The sequence below is a fragment of the Desulfitobacterium hafniense DCB-2 genome, assembly GCF_000021925.1.
Taxonomy (GTDB): Bacteria; Bacillota; Desulfitobacteriia; order Desulfitobacteriales; family Desulfitobacteriaceae; genus Desulfitobacterium; species Desulfitobacterium hafniense.
In genome coordinates this window covers 1,387,648-1,407,294 of record NC_011830.1, presented here as the reverse complement: position 1 = coordinate 1,407,294, position 19,647 = coordinate 1,387,648, and the positions used below count along the sequence as shown (strand labels likewise).

Below are 19,647 nucleotides of genomic sequence, written 5' to 3'. Positions count from 1 at the left end.
CCTATGCTCCTTGCCGTATATGCTCCGCCCAATGTTGTAAAAGCTCCGGTTGTCCTGCAAAGTTGATATGAAGATAGGAGGCCACGATATTATCCCGTGCATAGCCGTCCATCCTTAAGGATCTCTCACCTTTGACCAGTTCAAAAGCAGGAAAAGCTTCATCATCACAACTTAAATAGTTTACTTTTGAATAATGAAATTCATGACCGTAGACCATATTTCCTGCCTTACTCAGAAAATTATCCCGGCGGAAGATTCCCTGGCGGTAGCCCATGCCCTGGAGCTTTGGCGCCATCTCCGCCGCAATGGGAATCAGTCCGGCCATGGGGTAGGTTCTGCCTTCGAAATCCGTAACCTGGGTGCCCAGATACATATATCCCCCGCATTCCCCGTAGATAGGCTTCCCTGATCGGGAGAACTGCCGTAAGGATTCCAAAAAACTCTGGTTTTGGCTGAGCCGTTCTAAATGCAGCTCCGGGAATCCGCCGCCAAAAAAGAGTCCATCCAATCCAGCCGGCAGAGACGAATCATGAAGGGGGCTGAAGGGAACCAGAACAAATCCCAGGTTCTCTGCACAATCCAAAGCATCCTGATAGTAAAAGGAAAAGGCCTCATCCCGGGCCACTCCCAAGCGCAGGGGATGGTAATTGCGATTCCCCGCTGCTGCTTCTTCACTTAAGCCTTCATGGAGAATCGGTTCTCCGCCCCATGAAGCGGTGCCCTTAGGGCAAGTTAGCTCAGCGACAGACTGCTTTTCCGGCGGAGCTTCCTGTATAACCCTTTGCTGCATAATCCTTTGGATCTGTTCCAGGTCAATGGTGCGGTTCACCACGCTGATCAGCTCATCAAAAAAACTCTCCTGAAAAGCTTGTTCCTGAGAAGGGACCAACCCCAGATGCCGTTCGGGCAGACGGATTCCCTCTTCTTTAGGCAGCACTCCCAAGATGGGGACTTGAATTTCACTAAGGGCTTCACGCAGCAAGCTTTCCTGAGCTGGAGATTTCACCCGATTGAGAATGACTCCGGCGATCTTGACCTCAGGGTCAAAGGTGCAAAAACCATGGACCACGGCCGCTGCACTGCGTGATAAATTACCCGCATCCAGGATCAGGACCACAGGGGCATCCAGCAGTTTGGCAATATCCGCACTGCTTCCGTACCCTTTGGTTCCGGATACCCCATCGAAAAGTCCCATAACTCCTTCGATGACCGCCCAGCAATCCTGAGAAGTTCTTGCAAAAATCGGAATTAATTCTTCCCTGAGCATCCAGCGGTCTAAATTTCGGGAAGAACGGCCTGTAGCCAAAGTATGATAGCTGGGATCGATGTAGTCGGGACCAACTTTATAGGGTTGTACAGGCAGCCCTCTCCGAGTCAGAGCAGCCATAATCCCTGTGGCAATGGTCGTTTTGCCAACTCCGCTATGGGTCCCGGCGATAAGAATACGGGGAGGCAGGGAATGGGGCATTGTCTTCACCTCTTTGTAAAAGATTTTGGGGACGCCTAGTTGCATGTGAGCTGTGTTTGCGAGTCTTTTCAGAGCAGACGTTTATTGCAATTCCGGCAATGGATGAGAGAGCTATCCGGGTCGCGTAGCTTCACGCACAACGCGTACTCCATAGCTCCAGAGCTGGCTCACTCGCTTTCTTAACTGTTACGCCAAACCCCGCTGCTTTCTGCATGTGAACCAGTGGCTCCACAATGTTAAGAAAGCCTCGTTCACCCGACCGCCCCTCCGCTAAATCCGTCCGCTTTTGTACGCAAAGCTACGCTTTCGGGTCTTTTAGATTCTCTTGGATCTTTTACGAGCTTTTTCTGGAGTCATCTCTGGGGCCAGCTCCAGCGTCTTTTCCAAGGTAGCCGACTATGCCGCAGCGGTGTCCGTAAGGCTGAAAAAGTTGCTTGAGTCGGGCCATTTATTCCACAACGCCTCGCTCACCCAGACCCGAAAAGCAGCCCAAGGATTCTTGCCTTACAAAAGAAAGCGAATTTAAGCGAGCGGAAACAAAACTTCGCGAAAAGCACGCAGCGGAGAGCTTGAGCGTTAGTTTTGTCCGCGCAGCTTATGGAGCGACCGGTGTAAAGCAAGAATCCTGGAGACTCAACTTCCGGAGCTCTTCCAAGTCAGATTTTCTACATGATGCTATTGACCAAAACGATACCCGAAAGGATGAGCGCAAAACTGATCCACGTCCCCAACCGGACTAACTTCCGGCACCGCTCAATATCACGCCAGGTCAGCTCATGGAGAGGATCACCCATTTCAGCCCGGTGATGAACCTGACCATGATAGATGTTCTTCCCTCCCAGCTGGATCTCCAGCAATCCTGCGACGACACTCTCCGGATTACCGCCATTGGGGCTGGGATGGGTTTTGGCATCCCTGCGCCAGATGGTCAGGGCATGGCCTACCGGCAGTTTATAAAACCAGCCGGCCAGCAGCAGAATGCCCACTGAGAGACGGGCCGGCAGATAATTCGCCCAGTCATCGGTCCGGGCGGCAAACCAGCCAAAATCTTCATAACGCTCATTGCGATAGCCGATCATGGAGTCCAGAGTGCTTACAGCCTTAAAAGCCATCGCCAAGGGTGCGCCGCCAATCAGCATATAAAATAGGGGGGAAAGGATTCCGTCCACAAAATTCTCCGCTAAGGTCTCCACCGTACCCCGCACTATTTCCCCTTCCGGCAATTGAGCAGTATCGCGGCTGACAAACCAGCCCAGTTTATGGCGGGCTTCATCAAGGTTTCCTTCTCTTAATGGGGTGAGCACCAGATTTCCGGCCTCCAGAAGGGATTTACCGGCCAGGGTGGAGCCAAGGAGAAGCACTTCAATGATAAGGCCCAAAGCGGCGGAGATTTCTTGGGCTCCCTCAATGACACCCGCTGTCAAGGCATAGCTTCCGATCACCAGGGCCAAGGTGAGCAGAGCGCCCTTGAGACGGCGGAGTTGGGGGCTCCCCTGGTTAAAACGCTGTTCATACCAAGCGATAGCCTTCCCCATGTAGATCACAGGATGAGGCCATTTGGGCGGATCACCCACGGCTTGATCCCATAGAAATCCCAGACCAAAAGCCAGGGGATGAAGCATTAATATCATGAACATCATCCTTTATGCAGACCCATCATGGCACGGATTTTTTCCATATCCATACTATTTCTTACCCAGTCCGCCAGTTCATTAAAAGATTGCTCACGAATTGCTGCCTGGGACATGGTCTCGCCCACCGGGCGTGTTCCTCCTCTTCTCTCCCAAAGCCATTCCAGGAGTGCGGTCCGCAAGGGATCATTATCAAAGATCCCATGGAGGTAAGTTCCTACAGCACTGCCGGCCGACATACCATCCCCATAGGCCGTTTCCTGGGCTTCGATCTCAAAAAGAGAATGACCTTCTCCCTGGGAACGTCCCATATGAATCTCATAACCGGTGATCTCGGTCCCCTGACAGCGTGCCAGGAACAATTCCCCTCCCACGACCTTGCCACGGCTTTGCACCGTGTGTTTATCCAACTCAAACTCGGTCTCCATAGGAAGAATACCCAGCCCCGCAATTTCCTTTAAGTCGGATTCCGTGCCCAAAGGATCCCGGACGATTCGTCCCAGCATTTGATAGCCGCCGCAAATGCCGATAATCGGGACATCTTCTTGCCAGAACTTAATGATTTTCTCACCCAGGCCGCTCTCCCATAAAAACCGCAGATCCGATAAGGTATTTTTACTTCCGGGGATAATGACACAATCCGGCTCTCCCAGCTCAGAAGGTTCTCGGACATAGCGGAGAATGACATCGGGCTCATCTTCAAAAGGATCGAAATCCGTGAAATTGGATAAATAGGGTAAGCGGATGACCGCCACATCCAAGGCTTCATCCCGGCTCTTCCCTTGATCCCGTTTGCTTGTATTCTGTTCTTCGAGAACCACGGAATCTTCTTCCGGGATCTTGAATTGATCATAGAAGGGTACGACTCCCACCACAGGAATTCCGGTTCGCTCTTCGAGAAAATCCAGGGCGGGCTGCAAAAGCTTAATATCCCCACGGAATTTGTTCATCACAATTCCCTGAACCAATTGGCGCTCTTCCGGCTCAAGGAGTTCAAGGGTGCCGACCACGGAAGCCAGGGCTCCCCCACGGTCAATATCCGCCACCAGGAGCACGGGGGCCTGGGCTTCCTTAGCCACGCGCATATTGACAATATCATTTTGCTTGAGATTTACTTCGGCAGGGCTCCCGGCTCCTTCAATGACCACAATCTCATGTTCCTCAAGAAGTTCGTGGAGAGCTTCTTCCACAATGGGCCAGGTTTTTCTCTGATAATCGCCGTGATATTTGAGGGCAGAAAGAGTCCCCTGGGCTTTGCCCAGAACAATCACCTGGGAGCCCGTATGCCCCGTAGGCTTGAGCAGAACAGGATTCATCCGTACATCAGGCTCCAATCCTGCAGCTTGAGCCTGCACCACCTGAGCTCTGCCCATCTCTCCTCCGGAGCGGGTAATAAAGGAATTTAAAGCCATGTTTTGCGCTTTAAAGGGTGCTACATGATACCCTTCCTGATAAAATATCCGGCAAAAAGCCGCTGCTAAGACACTTTTTCCGACATTGGAAGATGTCCCTTGGATCATCAGCCGGGCTGCTGCTTTTTTTCCACTCATTCTCTCACCTCATTTTTAGATCTCCCGGTTTACGGCGAGATAGATCAAGGCGTTGACACAGGTTGCCGCTAAGGGGCTCCCCCCCCGATTCCCCAGGATTGTAATGGAAGGAAGCTCCTGATGCTCATCCCAAAGCAGATCCTTGGATTCCCTGGCTCCCACAAAGCCCACCGGTATGCCAACCACCAAGGCCGGCCGGGTCTCGGGATCCTGAGCTAGCTCCAGCACTTCCAACAAAGCGGTGGGAGCATTGCCAATAGCCACAATAGCTCCTTTCAGGCGCTCCTTGTTCAAACGCAGAGCCGCCATGGAGCGGGTAATCCCCCATTCAGCAGCCTGATCCGCAACCCGGGGATCACTGAGAAAACATTCCGCAACGCCGCCTAACTGGGCTAATTGCTTCTTAGCAATTCCCGCTCTGACCATTTCCACATCGGTAATCACCGGAGCCCCTTGCTGCAGAGCCTTAAGCCCGGCCTCAATCCCCTGAGGATGAATGCGGATTACCGATTCCAGGGTAGGGTCCCCACTGGTATGGATGCAGCGCTCCACGACTTTTAACTCCTGCTCAGTCCATTCCTGCTGCAAGTATCCGTGAATAATCCGCATGCTTTCCCGCTCAATTTCCAGCGGGTCGGTTATAAATCCCTTCATGCCCCCAAGGCCTCCTTGATTCTTAGGCTTGCCAACTGTGCAATGACATCATCCGCACCCAGTTCATTGGCGAATAAAATCTCTACATCAGGGTATTGTTCCTTGATCTCACGAATCTCCTCATGGATATCCACAGTAACATGCATGCCCCGAAATAAAAAGAGGGGCATAATGATAATCTTCTTGGCACCCTCTTGAATTTTTTCCAGGACTCCATCAGGTAAACTGGGCTTATCATGATCCATAAAAACCGGAGTTACCTCTTCCCCCAGGATCTTGCTCACTTTATGAGCTACCTCAATCAATCCTTGATTAGCCTCCTGGCGGCGGCTCCCATGACCTAAAAGTAAAAATTCAGTTTTCACAATGCTCCTCCACCTTTCTCATAAACTCTTCAATCGTCGCTGTATCTTTTTCTGCCGCCATCCCCGCTTGGGTTTCCTGGGGCCGTTCCAACACAATAATGGGAATGCCCAGCTGCAGACAGGCCTGGACTTTCTCATCCGTACCACCGACGGCACCGCTGTCCTTGGTGATCACTACATCGATGTTTAGCTGCTCCCAAAGTCCTTCATTGAATCTTTGGCTAAACGGCCCCTGCATGGCAATAATCTGGTAAGGCTTCAACCCCGCCTCTTCACATTGGCTGAGAACCTGGGAGGTGGGAAGCACCCGGACATATAACTGACAATCCTTTAATTTCGGGCTCTCCATCCAGTCCCGGAGATTTTTGCTTCCGGTACTGAGAAAGATCCGCTTACCCAACCGGGCTGCCAATCGGGCAGCCCCCTCAATAGTGGCGGTAAAATAAAGGAGGGGGTGAACAGGATAAGCTCCCGAAGGGCGCTCCCAGCGGAAATAGGGCAAATTGCATTCACCGGCCACGCACCGGGCTAAATTCCGGATATTCTGAGCATAAGGGTGGGTGGCATCAATCAGGGCATGAATTGCCTGTTCCTGCAGAATCTTCATCAGGGAATCTTGATCCAGAGCACCCGAACAGGTACGAAGACCCTGACGTTCAGCCAGTTCAGCCCCGTATTCCGTTAAGGTTGAAACCAGGACCTCATGACCCCGTTCTTGCAGGGCCAAGGCTAATTCCCTGCCATCCTCGGTTCCCGCCAGGACAAATAATCTCATAGAATATATCCCCTGGGGGTCACCATATAAGGACCGATGACACGGGTATGTGAGTTGCCGATGACGACCGTAGTCAACATGTCAATGGGGGATTGGGTAAACTCTGCCAGAGTGGTGATGATCACTTGCGACTCTCCACGCAGCGCTTCTCTGACAATTCCCACAGGGGTTTGGGGATCACGATAGTCAAGTACAGCCTGACGAACCCATTCAATCTGATCCTGACGGCCTTTGCTCTTAGGATTATAAATGGCCATCACAAAATCCCCTTCAGCGGCCAGCTTGACCCGTTTTTGGATAACCTCCCAGGGCGTGAGCAGATCACTCAGACTAATGACCGCAAAATCGTGCATCAAAGGTGCTCCCAGCAGGGATGAGGCAGCATTGGCCGCACTTACTCCCGGGATAATCTCCAGAGAAATATCCAGAGCATCTTTTTCTTCCAGACATTCGATCAGAATCCCCGCCATGCCATAGACTCCTGCATCGCCACTGCTGACCAGGGCGATAGACTGGCCCTCCAAAGCGATCTCCACTACTTCGCGGCAACGATCAATCTCCTGGCGCATACCGGTGGCCACCACTTTTTTATCGGCCAGCCAGGGGCGAATCAAATCAATATAGGTCTTGTACCCGGCAACCACATCCACTTCATTCCATACCGACTGAGCCCGTTGGGTCATATGCTCCGCATCCCCGGGACCAATCCCTACCACATAGATTTTGCCTTGCTGATGGCCACCGTGACCCCGTTCCATTTCTGCTTGGGAAGAACCAACTCTCCCTGACTCGTTCCCAGTAAGCTCGCTGCTTCGCATACACCATCCACTCCAATCTTCTCTTTGACATATTCCGATGGCCTTAACCCTCGTTGCTCATTCATATTCTGGATTGCTTGAGCTGAAAAAGTATGAAAAGGTATACCCAAAGTTTGGGCTGCCTCGATAATTCCCGCTTCATCTGCTTTTAGTTCAATGCTGTATAGCCCCCGAATACTCTTTGGGGATATCTCTACTTGCCTGAGACTTCCCGCAATGGCTTCCATCACCTGCTCCCGGCTAACTCCCCGGCGGCACCCTATTCCGATACCGAAAATCCTCGGCAGCAAATGCAGGGGTCTGCTTTTTCCCTGGAGCTGCCCGGGCCCAGGCACCTCATGCCCAAACACCTCATTTCCAGACACCTGTTTCGCTGTAATCCATAGCTGGGCATGTTCTTGATCATCATCCTCAAGAAAATGGTAATGAGGATCTTGACGCAGAGGGTGTTCCTCCGGCAGACAATCGGTCCAGACCTTGAGATACCCCTGCTCCAGCAGCAAAGAATTGACTTCCTTCAGACCTGATAAAGGTTCCACTGACCAGCCGAAACGCCGGGCGTACTCATCAGGTGCGGTCAACCCCTGAACATCTGTAGCCGTGGTGATCACCGGTCGAGCATTGATCCACTGGGCTACGGATTTCGCCCAGGCATTGGCTCCTCCTAAATGGCCGGATAAGAGGGAGATGGCAAACTCGCCTTTTTCATCCAGCACCAATACGGCCGGATCCCGATCTTTCCCCTGCAGAAAAGGGGCAATATGGCGAACGACAATCCCCGTAGCCATGATAAAAATCAGGAGGGAGGAACTTTCCCATAGTTTAGGCAGAACGTCATTCAGCTTGTCAAAATAATGAGGGCGGAGGCCAGGGGGCGCTTCTTTCACTTCTTCCCTTTCCTGAACATGCTCCTGGCCCTGAAGGCGCCGGTGCAGATAGAGGGAGACCGCTTCCTCTTCAGGCCACTTTCCGATAATCCGGCAGGCTGTCTGTAAGCCTTGGTCCCTCAGCACCACAATGGCTGTTTTCATGTAGAACGTCCTTGCCGGTATTCATGAGTAAATTCCGGGTCATACAGCTTAGAACGGGTTCCTTGATCCCGGAGAAAGTCTCCCACAAGAATTTGGGCATGTTTGCGGATTCCTGCCTCTTTTACCTGATCGGCAATGGTTTCCAAAGTACCCTCCAGGATGTGCTGATCCGGCCAGCTGGCCCGATACACAACAGCCACAGGTGTATGGGGAGGATATCCTTTCCTTAGGGTCGCCACCACTTCCCCTATATCCTGCACACTGAGAAAAATGGCCATGCTGGCCTGATGTTGAGCCAGTAATGCCAAATCTTCCTTTTCCGGCACCGGGGTTCTTCCCGCCAACCGGGTAAGAATCAGGGTCTGGCTGACCTCCGGCAGAGTAAACTCCTTTTTTACCGCAGCGGCGGCGGCAAACACCGAGCTAACTCCCGGAATCACCCCGTAAGCAATACCCTTTTCTTCCAGGCATTGCATCTGTTCCTGAATAGCTCCATAGACACTGGGATCTCCGGTATGCAGGCGAACGACCTTTTCCCCTCTTTGGACCCCTTCCGCCATGATAGCGACAGTCTCTTCCAAGGTTAACCCGGCACTATCAAATAAGGCTATGCCCTCCCGGCAATGCTGCAGTATATCCGGATTGACCAGGGAACCTGCATAGATGACCCGCTGGGCTTCTTCAAGAGCCTTTTTGCCTTTTAATGTGATTAAATCCGGATCCCCGGGACCCGCTCCCACAAAGAGAACCTGACCCAAGCCAGAATTAGTATTCTCAGCCAAGCTTTTCACTCCTGTCCTTCTCTTTATCATTCTGTATCCAAAATTTTGTCCAAGTCGCGTAGCTTTACGCACAACGCACCTTCAGAGCCGAGTCCTGAACCGAGTCCAGAGCCGAATCCTGAACTGAGTCTTGAGCTGAGTCCTGAAAAGATTCTTGAACAAATACTTGAAAAACTGCCCAAGGATTTTGTTTTACAAAAGAGAGCGAATTTAAGCGAGCGGAAACAAAACTTCGCAAAAAGACTGCAGCGGAGTCGGGTTGGAAACAGGACGTTTCCAACCGGCCATTGAGCAGGAGCGATTTGGCCGGCGTCCCGACGGAGCGGCTGGCTTTTCGCGTTAGTTTTGTCCGCGCAGCTCATTGAGCGAACGATGTAAAACAAAATCCTGGAGACAATATCTTTCAAACTATCTCGCTCACGATTGAGGCTTCCTGCAAAGCACAAGACTCAAATAGTCCACTTTTTCCAGCACTTCCTCCGGATCAAGCAAACGAATCTCTTCCCCCGCCTGACCTACCCGGGTAGCTAAAACCGCCTGTGACCCGGTCCTTTGGACATGATTCAGCACCTCCGGCAGATTCCGCGATACTTTCATTAAGACGAGATTAGGGTAGTGCTCATACTCCTCTAAACCTTCAATCCCCGGCAAAACAATCAGAGGCTCATCACCTGTGGCTAAAGGCCAATTCACTCGGGCAGCGGCAGCCGCCATAGCCGTGATCCCTGGGATGGTCTCTATTTGGTCCGGCTCAAGCCGCTCTCTTAGAATGGTCAGTAAATAACTATAGGTACTGTATAAGGAAGGATCACCTAAGGTAAGGAAGGCAACAGAATGCCCTTGACTGAGCTCCGCCTCAATCTTCTCCGCTGCACTCTGCCAAGCAGCCTGGAGTATGCTTTCGTCGGCGGTCATCGGCATTTCCAGCTCTAAAATGCTGACTCCGGAGGGGCAGTGTGACTGGGCAATTTCCCAGGCAACACTTTCCCGCTCCATCTTGGATTTGGGTATGGCGACAACTTGAATAGCTTGTAATATTTCCACGGCCCGTAAAGTAATGAGCTTAGGGTCCCCCGGCCCTACGCCCACCCCATAGAATTTGGCCTTTTCCCCGATCAGGGTGGTTACTGTGTTTTTGTCTTCATGCTTATCCTTCTTCACTTTGTTCCTCCTTAGTTCCTCGTCTTGCCACCAGCTTGCAGTTCTGCAGTGCCGCTCCCTTGCCAGGGGTCTTGGCTCCTGTGTTTGAGCGGAGACCTTAGCTTCCTTTCCTTCCTGAGAGTATAAATACAGGATTTTGGGCCTGGGCAAGATGAATATCCTTAATGCCCTTCCAGCGCACAGCTTGGATCGAAACCACATCAACATCTTCGTATTGCAAGCTTTTCAGGGCCTCCATACCATGAGCCAATGTCTCTAAAGTTACGGCAGTCACCACTGCCCGTCCCCCAGGTACCAGAGGGGCTTGGTGTAAAATCTCCCGAATCTGTCCATGGCTTCCGCCAATAATGCAGACATCCACAGGCGGGATTTCCTGCAGAGCCAGCGGTGCGGAGCCACGAATCAAGCGCAGGTTGCTTACCCGGAATTTCTCCTGATTCTTCAGGATCAGCTCTTGTGCCTCCGGATTTTCCTCCACCGCATAAACGCAGCCGCGATGAGCCAGAAGAGCAGCTTCAATGCTTATACTTCCCGTCCCGGCTCCCACATCCAAGACCCGGCTCGCGGGGATAATTCCCGCCTTAGCCAGAACTTGAACGCGAATCTCCGTCTTGGTCATGGGGACATCACCGCGTATAAACTCCTCATCCTTGATGCCAAAGCTCCTGGGCAGGGAGAGGACAGATTGTTCCGGCTTATGCTCCGCTTCTTCCGGATAGAGGATCATCACCGCATTGGCGAAATCTTCTTCTGAATTCATGAGCTGATCAGCATCTGTATTCAGCCAACGCTCTTCCGCATAGGTTAAGGCGTTGCCAAGTGAAATCCGCGGATTGCAGCCATAGGTGCGATAATACTCAGCGATCTTCCGGGGTGAGTTTTCACCGCCAGTAAGAACCCCCACTGGCCGGCTGAGATGTAAAGGCAAGCAGTTCAGCGGACGTCCATGGACACTAAGCAGCTCTGCATCCTGCCAGGGTATCCCTGCCCGGGCAAAGGCCAGCTGAATGGAGCTGAGGCCCGGCAATACTTGAATTTCTTCTTGAGGAAACTCCCTTTTCAGCCAAGGAAGCAGACTATAGAAACCTGGATCACCGGAAACCAGGACACTGGCTTTTTTGCCCTGCTGCAATACTTTCTGCAAGGTTTGCCGAGTTTCCGCCAGATTTCCAGTGACCCGGTATGACTCTCCCTGGAAATCCGGGAACAGCTCCAGGGCTCGTATCCCTCCTACCAAAACATCGCTCTGAGCGACCATTGCTTCAACAGCCTGGGGAACCCATGCTCTCGTACCAGGGCCTATCCCCACTATTTGAATCATCCCATCACCTTCCCCTCGATTAAGCTCAATAAAAAAGCAAGCTAAACAAAAAAGAGCCCTGAGCGGCTCTTTGGTTCTTCCCTTCGGTATTTCCGAAATCGTCACTACATCATCCATCGCTCGTGGACGTAGCGCAATGTTCAAGGCAGGTCTCCTGGCTTCCAGTCTTTATGCCTCTTCCCTTCCCAGGCTCATCCCAGTGGGCCTTAAGAGGCACTCGTGGTTCACAGTGGCGGGACCGCGCCGGATTTTCACCGGCTTCCCTTTTCTTCCTCTAAAGAGGAACCTTGAATACTATTCGGTTGTTAAGACAACTTAATTCGAATTACTAAACTATTCTCTATTTTCGCCAAAATTCCTCCTCCACCGGCGGCCAATGCCAAAATTCTTTGCCGATCTCCATAGCCGGATCATCCCAGGCGATGATCTCTCCGTTAAGCAAAGTAAAGGCAGTTCCCACCTGAAGTTCCCCATGTACATGGTCTTGAGCCCGGTGGCTTGCCCTTTCAGCCAGTTTAAATAAAAGGCTCCCCCAGCCCTTGCTGCGAATTTCCTCGGCAGCACCTTCAACTGTCGGCAACTCCGCGATGGTCTGCAAGGAATTTTGATCCATACCAGCCAGGGCGGCATGGGCCACCAGGATCTCCATCCGGGCATCGGCAACATGAGTATGAGTATGGAATATTCCCCCGGCCACTTTAATGAGTTTGCCAATATGACCTAAGAGAAGCACCTTTTCGATCTTGCGATAAGCAGCCTCTTCCAGCAAAAAGCCCACAAAATTACTCATCTGAATAATGGCTTCCTCAGGGACCATGAGCTGCTCCCTGGCTACCTTAAAGCCATAATTGCCGGGAGTCAGAACAATGGCTTTGTGTCCATAAGCGACGGCTTGATCCAATTCAGGCAGGATCGAATTCTTAAAGGCTTCTTCCGACATCGGCCGAACGATACCCGTTGTACCTAAGATCGATACCCCTCCCATAATTCCCAGTCGGGGGTTCAAGGTCTTTAGAGCAAGCCGTTCCCCTTCAGGCACTTCGATCACCACCAGGATTTCTTCCTGGGGAAATACCTCCCGTACCGCGGCCTGAATCATGGACCGGGGAACAGGATTGATAGCGCTTTCCCCCGGAGGAATCTGCAGACCCTTTTTGGTGACAACTCCGATGCCCCGCCCGCCGCGAATAAGGATTTCTCCTCTTTGAGAAAGGAGCTGCACCCTGGCGACCACTTCCAAACCATGGGTGACATCGGGATCATCTCCCGCATTTTTGATAATGCTTACCCAAGCAACATCTTCCGCCCTGTCCCATCTATGTACAGGCAATTGAAGCCGTTCGCCCTGAGGCAGCGGGATATCCACCTCTGTTCCCTGATGCAGTCCTTTCAGCAAAAGGCAGGCAGCTTTTGCTGCCCCTGCTGCACAACTGCCCGTAGTAAAGCCCGTTTTCCATGAATGCCTGTCCTTCGTCTTTTTCCTCATATCAGCCGCCCCACCCATTATCGTATTTAACTATAATGCTATCATTTCACCTCATAGTTTCAAAATCCTTCATTTTGGCACGAACCTTTTGCTCATAGTTTTTATAAAAAACGTTCAAATCCCCAATATAGTTGTCTTTCCAGGGTTTGTTGCGGCCGCAATAGTGAATAATCGCTGTATTGCTGCGGACCCAATCCAGATCAATTTTAGCATCCCAGTACTTGGGGTTCAGATTATAGAGGGCATAATACCGCTCACTGAGATTATAGATTTTCGCATCTACAGTCAGGGTTCTATCACTATACACCCCATTAAGAACATCCTGGTCAGGCAGGAATAAGCGGTGCTTGTATTCTTCAATATATTGGTAGACTTCATGAACATCCTGTTCCTGGCGCAGCAGGGACAAGTTCATCATCATCACCCCCGAATTGACATAGGTGCTGTCTTCAGCCATATTAAGTCTGACGTGATTGAGTTTTTTCAATAGTTCCTTAACATGGGAGGCTGCTGCGAAGAAGTTTCCTTGGAAGTCTATGGTGTAGAGCTCCTTTAGAGGATTGATGACGACAAGATCAGGATCCAGGTACAAAATTCGTTCAAGGTGATCGGGAAGATAATTCACTGCAAAAATCCGGTAATACATTTCCTTGGGATAGCGGCTGGTAATAGGTGCCTTGCTCAAACCTTCATCAGACAGCTTAATTCCTTCAACCTTACATCGTGAGCTATCAATGGCCTGATCGATACGTGCAAAGTCCTCCTTGGACATAGCGGAATGAGCTACATAAACCGTAAACTGCTCCCCTGGGTTGGAGTCAAGCAGAGAGGTCAGCATAACCATTAACTGTTTTACATAACTTGAGTTCAGGGTGACTAAAATATTCATCGTTTTACCCCTTTGCTGATTGATCTTATCCTGATCGATCATGCTGATTTATCTTAGAACAAGAGAATAGTGCGATGCAGCAGCTTAACGCCAAACAAGGACTGGGATGTCAAAACATCACCAGTCCTTGTTTTCTACCTGGAGAGCACCGCCATAAATTCTTCTCCGGTGATGGTTTCCTTTTCCAACAAATAACGTGCTAATTCATGAAGCTTTTCAATATTTTCTTTTAAAATTTCAAAGGCTTTTTTGTGGGCGCTTTTGATAATGGATAAAATCTCCTCATCAATCCTGGCTGCGGTTTCCGGAGAACACATCAAGGAAGTATCGCCGCCAAGGTAAGGATTATTCACTGTCTCTAAAGCCATCATATCGAAATTCTTGCTCATCCCCAGACGGGTAACCATGGCCCGGGCAATTTTGGTGGCTTGTTCAATATCATTGGAGGCTCCTGAAGTATAGGTTCCAAAGATCAATTCTTCGGCTGCCCGGCCCCCTGTAAAGGTGGTGATTTTATTGAAGGCCTCTTCTTTGCTCATGAGAACGCGCTCATCTTCTTCCACTTGCATGGTATAGCCTAAGGCCCCGGAAGTCCTTGGAATAATGGTAATCTTATGCACAGGAGCAGAGTCCGTTTGTTTGGTGGCTACTAAAGCATGGCCAATCTCGTGGAAAGCAATAATCTCTTTCTCGCGATGAGAAATCACTGCCCCCTTCCGCTGATAACCGGCAATCACAACTTCCACAGACTCCTCCAAATCACTTTGATTCACCCGGCTTCTCCCGCAGCGAACAGCCCGTAAAGCTCCTTCATTAATGATATTGGCTAATTCCGCTCCGGATGCTCCGGCAGTGGCCCGGGCGATGGCTTTAAAGTCGATAGGGGAGTCCATTTTTACCTTTTGCCCATGAACTCTCAGGATGGCTTCCCGGCCTGCCAAATCCGGAAGCTCCACAGGGATCCGGCGATCGAAGCGCCCCGGACGCAGCAAAGCCTTGTCTAAGGACTCCGGCCGGTTGGTAGCGGCGAGAATCACCACACCCTTCTTGCCGTCAAAACCATCCATCTCGGACAGAAGTTGGTTCAAGGTTTGCTCCCGTTCATCATTGCCTCCGCCGAAGGAGCCTCCATCCCGTTTTTTGCCGATGGTATCAATCTCATCGATAAAAACGATGCAGGGGGCTTTTTCATTGGCTTGTTTAAATAGATCTCTGACTTTGGCCGCGCCCATACCCACAAACATCTCTACAAATTCACTTCCGGATATGGAGAAAAAGGGCACTTTTGCTTCTCCGGCAACGGCCTTGGCCAGCAAGGTCTTCCCCGTTCCCGGAGGACCCACCAGGAGAGCCCCTTTCGGCAGATCGGCTCCAATGGCGGCATAACGGCTGGGGTCGTGAAGAAAATCCACGATCTCAGTCAGAGCTTCTTTCGCCTCATCCTGACCGGCCACATCGGCAAAGGTCTTACCTGTCTGGGCTTGAACGTAGATTTTAGCATTGCTCTTGCCAAAGGTCATGGCGTTCATGCCGCCGCCCATCTTTCTCTGCATCAGATTTCCCAGCAGCATCCAAAGTCCAAATAAGAGAATCATGGGGAGAATCCAGGTTAAGAGAATGTTCATGAGGGGGGAGTTCTCCTTGGGGATAACCTGAGAATATTTATCCACCCCGGCAGCCTTAAGACGATTAACCAATTCAGGGTCTGCCATGGCGCCCGTAACAAAAATCGTTTCTTTGCCTGTTGAATCCTTGGTCATAAAGGCAATCTGATTATCCTGAACTTCGACTTCCGAAATCGTTCCACTCTCAAGATAGGACAGGAAAGAGCCATAATCCACTTGGGTAACCTGTCTTTTCAGCAAGTGCGGAAACACAAAAGCATTCAGAAGCAGAAGAATCAACAAGGCAATCAGGGAATAATAGATAAGCGGTTTCTTCGGCGTTGGTTTTTCATTCATTTTTTTCACTCCATTATTTTCTATAACTAACCGCTTCCGTGAGCCTTATTCTTTTCGATTGAAAATTCTATTTCGGTTGAAATTCATACATCTCTTGCATAAAGGCTTTGACATTTTCCATGCACTCAATAAATCGTTGATATTCCTGTTCACCTTTATATTCCAAAAAAACACCGCATCGTCGTTCAAGATCCTCTTCGATGCGATAAATTGTGTCTTCACCGTGCCGGGTCAGGGCAAGTTTCACGAACCGTTCGTCCTCAGGTGTACGAATACGCCTTAGAAATCCTGCTGCCTCCAATTTCTTGCACATAGAGGAAGCATTCCCGCTGGAAAGGCCAATAATACTTCCCAGACTTCCTATAGTATGAGGTGCCCCGTCTTTAACTTCCACCAAGATCCGAGTCTGCATTAAAGTTAAACCGTATTCTTCAACAATCGGGCGAAATGCATTGGCCATACCTTCGGTTATCGTCCTCAAGAAATCCCAGATTTCATTCTCAAACACCATGCTTCTCATGCTTTGGCCTCCACCACGCTCTCCAATATTATCTTTACACTATATATAGTATAGGGTATACTTTGTTTAGTCAATACATTTTAAGACACGATAAAACTTTGTTGTTTATTATTGGACAAAAAGTCTGAGGATTACATATACTAAAAGATAATAATAATGAGGAGGAGGGAGAATCATGAAAAACTTGCCGATGCTTTACCGTGTGATCTTTATCGCCTTGCTTCTCCTCCTGCAAATCTTTGCTCTGGTTATGATCATCTGGAGATTCAGCAGTTATTTTATTTATTTTTATACCGTTTGCACATCGCTCAGCATCGTTGCTCTGCTTTATATATTGAACAGCAAATCTGACCCCGCCTATAAGATTGCCTGGGTTATCCCAATCCTTATTTTTCCTATCTTTGGCGGGCTGTTTTATCTTTTATTTGGCCGCAATAAATTAAGCAAGCGTAAAAAGCGCGAGATGAAAGCTGTCAATGAAAAAATGAATCAGTCCCTCATCCCGAATCAAGCCATCCTTCAGGAACTTGAGGCGCAAAACCACCGTGCAGCTAATCTTTCACGTTATATCGATAAATATTCCTATTGCCCTGTTTATCAAAATACCATTACTGAATATTTACCCCTCGGAGAGCTGATGTATGAGCGTTTGCTGGAAGAGTTAAGAAAGGCCGAAAAATTCATCTTCCTGGAATACTTCATTATTGATGAAGGAGTCATGTGGGATTCTATCCTGGAGATTTTAGTGGAGAAAGTCCAACAAGGTGTAGATGTCCGGGTTCTTTACGATGATGTAGGCAGTCTCTTCAAGCTGCCCTATGGCTATGAAAAGAAGCTGGAGGAGAAAGGAATTAAGTGCAGTGTCTTTAACCGTCTGATTCCCGTTCTCTCCATTCACATGAATAACCGGGATCATCGCAAGATCGCCGTGATCGATGGAAAAACAGCCTTTACAGGCGGAATCAATCTGGCGGATGAATATATTAATGCGTATGATCGGTTTGGTCATTGGAAGGATAGCGCTATACTCATCCAAGGAGAAGCTGTCTGGAATTTCACCGTGATGTTCTTATCTTTATGGAATTATGAGACCGAGACGGATGAAGACTACACCCGGTTTAAGTTACCTGTGCATGAGGCGGAAGCCTACCCCAGCGATGGGTTCGTCCAGCCTTTTGGGGATAGCCCCTTGGATGAAGAACCGATGGGCGAAAACGTCTACCTCACTCTCATCGTTCAAGCTGAACGCTATATCTATATTAACACACCCTATCTTATCCTTAATAATGTAATGCTTTCAGCCCTCTGCTCTGCCGCTAAGCGAAGTGTCGATGTGCGCATCGTGACTCCTTATCGCGGGGATCGTTGGTTTGTTCATTCCATGACCCGTTCCAACTACGAATTTCTGGTGGAAAGCGGCGTAAAAATCTACGAATATTCACCCGGCTTTATCCATGCCAAATCCATCCTGATCGATGACGTCCACGCTGTGGTGGGAACCATCAACATGGACTACAGGAGCCTTTACCTGCACTTCGAATGCGGGGTCTACCTCTATAACACCCAAAGTGTCCTGGCCGTAAAAGAAGATTATTTAGCAACGTTAACCAAATGCCAGCAAATTACCCTGGAAGACTGTCGTGCTGTCAGATGGTACCGTAGATTAGGGCGTACAATCCTCCGTATTTTCGCCCCATTGATGTAGAATTAAACAGGAGCTTTTCAGCATCTTCGTGGATCTGCTGAAAAGCTCCTGTTTGAGTTTATAAACACTTAGCCTATTTATTTTAAGAGGAGATGGCAATAAAGAACTCAGGACATCCGTTTAATCCGAATAGCTGGATATTCCATCACACAGACATACTCACAGATTCCGCATCCTGTACAGATCTCCGGATCAACCACCGGATATTGAAATCCTTCCATCATAATCGCTTCATCAATCAATGGACAGCTGTTGTAACAGGAGCGGCACACATCATCCTGATAAGCATAACAGCGGTCTTGATCAATTTCGGCAATGCCGATTTTTACTTCACGCATGTCTAAGGGCACCAGGGCGCCGCTGGGACATACGTCAGGACACTCCATGCACAGTGAGCAGGGGATTTGACGGGGAATAAAGTAGGGTGTCCCCAGATTTAAACCCTGATCCAGATGGGCGCTTAATAAGGTCTTATCTGGACAGATCTCTATGCATTTGCCGCAGCGAACACATTTCGCCAAAAACTCTTCATCCCCAACCGCACCCGGGGGGCGAAAAACCTTAGGAGCAGCGGCTGCGAGAGCCTTGGCAGGCCTATAGCTTAAACCTGCCAAGACCACTAAGCCCACACCCTGCAAAGCAGTTCTTCGGGATATCCTCCCCGCCGCCGGGGCAGCTGCTTTCAGGTTCTTGGCCATAGTCATACTTTCTGGTTCCGGAGATTTCTCCGGTTTCAGCGAAAACTGCAAAGCCCTGGCCGGACAGACATCGATACAGCGGCCGCAGCGGGTACACAAACTTGAAGCCGCGTATACCTTTCCTTCTTCAATCATGTTTTTTAAGCTTGCGGCGGTATAATCGCAAGCCTTTACACATTGAAAGCATTGTACACACTTATCTGTATCGCAGCGAACCTTGACGGGACTCCAGCGGGCGCTCAGGGCATAGAATGCGCCGATTGGACAAAGCATCCGGCACCAGCCACGCCTGTATCCTGCCAGTTCCAAGACAATGATGATCAGGATAAGCAAAACTTCCAGCCCTAACCCGAACAGAAAGGCTCTATAGATGATACCTATGGGGGATAAAGTCTGAAATACAGGAATCCCAACAACCAAACTAAGGACTAAAAAGAATGGTAAAGCCCAGTAATATTGATTCTGTTCATCGATGACATTTTTATGAATCTGAATCCGTGTTAGCCATGGCCATTTTCTCTTTAGAGCATCAACTCCTTCAATCAGGAATCCTATCGGGCAAATCCAGCTGCAGAAAGCTTTCCCTAAGAAGAGATAGAGCCCGGCAATCCATAGTGCACTGATCAGGAAAGTCATGGTGATGGTTTTTGATGCCAAGAGGACTTCCCCAAAAGCCAAAGGATCTGTTAAGGTCAAGCCGAGAATCCGGCTGGAACTCAACGTCCCCAGCACCTGGTACATTCCCGTAAGGGGTAATAGAAAAATTAAGATCATGCCTGCTTGAACAAGGCGCCGACACCGATTCCAGGAGAATTTAAGCATTACTCCGCCA

At 49.9% G+C, this 19,647-nt stretch carries 17 protein-coding genes and 1 riboswitch; of the genes, 1 reads left to right on the top strand and 16 read right to left on the bottom strand.

From position 1 onward, the window contains the following. Window position 1: 1 nt before the first annotated feature. The 15 genes from DHAF_RS06545 to DHAF_RS06475 all read right to left on the bottom strand — a co-directional run bounded on the left by DHAF_RS06545 (window position 2) and on the right by DHAF_RS06475 (window position 16,412). Entirely contained in the window at window positions 2–1,468 is a 1,467-nt protein-coding gene (locus DHAF_RS06545) for a cobyrinic acid a,c-diamide synthase CobB (RefSeq protein ID WP_015943358.1), read from the bottom strand. A gap of 665 nt (window positions 1,469–2,133) precedes the next feature. Then, complete coding sequence (gene cbiB / locus DHAF_RS06540; protein WP_011461545.1) at window positions 2,134–3,099, bottom strand: adenosylcobinamide-phosphate synthase CbiB; 966 nt, start codon at window positions 3,097–3,099, stop codon at window positions 2,134–2,136. A 5-nt stretch (window positions 3,100–3,104) separates the two neighbouring features. After that, window positions 3,105–4,649 (bottom strand): cobyric acid synthase, encoded by a 1,545-nt coding sequence (locus tag DHAF_RS06535; RefSeq protein ID WP_005812308.1) that lies wholly within the window; start codon window positions 4,647–4,649, stop codon window positions 3,105–3,107. Between the two features lie 15 nt (window positions 4,650–4,664). Next, window positions 4,665–5,303 (bottom strand): precorrin-8X methylmutase, encoded by a 639-nt coding sequence (locus DHAF_RS06530; protein ID WP_005812307.1) that lies wholly within the window; start codon window positions 5,301–5,303, stop codon window positions 4,665–4,667. Then, entirely contained in the window at window positions 5,300–5,668 is a 369-nt protein-coding gene (locus tag DHAF_RS06525; RefSeq protein ID WP_005812305.1) for a sirohydrochlorin chelatase, read from the bottom strand. Before DHAF_RS06525 ends, DHAF_RS06530 begins: the two co-directional genes overlap by 4 nt. Next, the gene (gene cobK, locus DHAF_RS06520; RefSeq protein ID WP_005812303.1) at window positions 5,658–6,443 is read right to left on the bottom strand and encodes a precorrin-6A reductase; all 786 of its coding nucleotides are present in this window, start codon (window positions 6,441–6,443) and stop codon (window positions 5,658–5,660) included. The genes DHAF_RS06525 and cobK overlap by 11 nt, the downstream gene beginning before the upstream one ends. After that, a complete protein-coding gene (cobJ, locus tag DHAF_RS06515; RefSeq protein WP_026184126.1) occupies window positions 6,440–7,126 on the bottom strand; it encodes a precorrin-3B C(17)-methyltransferase in 687 nt (228 codons plus the stop codon). Before cobJ ends, cobK begins: the two co-directional genes overlap by 4 nt. Before the next feature lie 26 nt (window positions 7,127–7,152). Next, a complete protein-coding gene (locus DHAF_RS06510) occupies window positions 7,153–8,292 on the bottom strand; it encodes a cobalt-precorrin 5A hydrolase (RefSeq protein WP_011461547.1) in 1,140 nt (379 codons plus the stop codon). Next, complete coding sequence (gene cobM / locus DHAF_RS06505) at window positions 8,289–9,104, bottom strand: precorrin-4 C(11)-methyltransferase (protein ID WP_005812298.1); 816 nt, start codon at window positions 9,102–9,104, stop codon at window positions 8,289–8,291. The genes DHAF_RS06510 and cobM overlap by 4 nt, the downstream gene beginning before the upstream one ends. A 387-nt stretch (window positions 9,105–9,491) precedes the next feature. Next, window positions 9,492–10,235 carry a precorrin-2 C(20)-methyltransferase gene (gene cobI / locus DHAF_RS06500; RefSeq protein ID WP_011461549.1) on the bottom strand — a complete coding sequence of 248 codons (744 nt, stop codon included), beginning with the start codon at window positions 10,233–10,235 and terminating at the stop codon, window positions 9,492–9,494. 97 nt (window positions 10,236–10,332) lie between these two features. Next, the gene (locus DHAF_RS06495; RefSeq protein ID WP_005812294.1) at window positions 10,333–11,673 is read right to left on the bottom strand and encodes a bifunctional cobalt-precorrin-7 (C(5))-methyltransferase/cobalt-precorrin-6B (C(15))-methyltransferase; all 1,341 of its coding nucleotides are present in this window, start codon (window positions 11,671–11,673) and stop codon (window positions 10,333–10,335) included. Window positions 11,674–11,683: 10 nt separating this feature from the next. After that, window positions 11,684–11,861: riboswitch (cobalamin riboswitch) on the bottom strand. A 35-nt stretch (window positions 11,862–11,896) separates the two neighbouring features. Beyond that, complete coding sequence (gene cbiD / locus DHAF_RS06490; protein WP_005812293.1) at window positions 11,897–13,060, bottom strand: cobalt-precorrin-5B (C(1))-methyltransferase CbiD; 1,164 nt, start codon at window positions 13,058–13,060, stop codon at window positions 11,897–11,899. A 28-nt stretch (window positions 13,061–13,088) separates the two neighbouring features. Further along, complete coding sequence (locus DHAF_RS06485) at window positions 13,089–13,973, bottom strand: glycosyltransferase family 8 protein (RefSeq protein ID WP_049769562.1); 885 nt, start codon at window positions 13,971–13,973, stop codon at window positions 13,089–13,091. 92 nt (window positions 13,974–14,065) lie between these two features. Beyond that, window positions 14,066–15,892 (bottom strand): ATP-dependent zinc metalloprotease FtsH, encoded by a 1,827-nt coding sequence (gene ftsH / locus DHAF_RS06480; protein ID WP_005812291.1) that lies wholly within the window; start codon window positions 15,890–15,892, stop codon window positions 14,066–14,068. Window positions 15,893–15,959: 67 nt separating this feature from the next. Then, entirely contained in the window at window positions 15,960–16,412 is a 453-nt protein-coding gene (locus DHAF_RS06475) for a MarR family winged helix-turn-helix transcriptional regulator (protein ID WP_015943353.1), read from the bottom strand. A 175-nt stretch (window positions 16,413–16,587) separates the two neighbouring features. On the opposite strand from DHAF_RS06475, the gene cls reads away from it, so the two are divergent. Beyond that, a complete protein-coding gene (gene cls / locus DHAF_RS06470) occupies window positions 16,588–18,117 on the top strand; it encodes a cardiolipin synthase (RefSeq protein WP_005808122.1) in 1,530 nt (509 codons plus the stop codon). Between the two features lie 107 nt (window positions 18,118–18,224). Here cls and DHAF_RS06465 read toward each other — a convergent pair whose 3' ends face one another. Beyond that, window positions 18,225–19,637, bottom strand: coding sequence for a 4Fe-4S dicluster domain-containing protein (locus DHAF_RS06465; protein ID WP_015943352.1), 1,413 nt, complete (start codon window positions 19,635–19,637; stop codon window positions 18,225–18,227). Between the last annotated feature and the right edge of the window lie 10 nt (window positions 19,638–19,647).